Below are 232 nucleotides of genomic sequence, written 5' to 3'. Positions count from 1 at the left end.
TCATCGGCCCGGCGCTGAGCCTGCCGATCTTCGACGGTGGCCGCCTGCGTGCCAACCTGGCCAACCCCGCCCCGCAGTACGACCTGGCCGTGGCCGACTACAACCAGACGGTGGTCACCGCACTGCGCGAGGTGGCCGACCAGGTCAACGCGGTGCGATCGCTGGCCGACCAGGCCGCCTCGCAGGCGCAGGCCGTCGCCACCGCCCGCGCCGCGCATGACCTGGCGCAGCA

Annotated in this window: 1 protein-coding gene; it reads left to right on the top strand. The window is 73.7% G+C overall.

The features are described from left to right. Window positions 1-232 (top strand): TolC family protein (locus ACQG3P_RS24680; RefSeq protein ID WP_426806519.1); only part of this gene is annotated, 232 nt, incomplete at both ends.

Source organism: Stenotrophomonas sp. SrG, assembly GCF_050031795.1.
GTDB classification, from domain to species: domain Bacteria; phylum Pseudomonadota; class Gammaproteobacteria; order Xanthomonadales; family Xanthomonadaceae; genus Stenotrophomonas; species Stenotrophomonas rhizophila_A.
The sequence above is the reverse complement of the archived record's forward strand: the minus strand, read 5'-3'. Positions and strand labels throughout refer to the sequence as shown.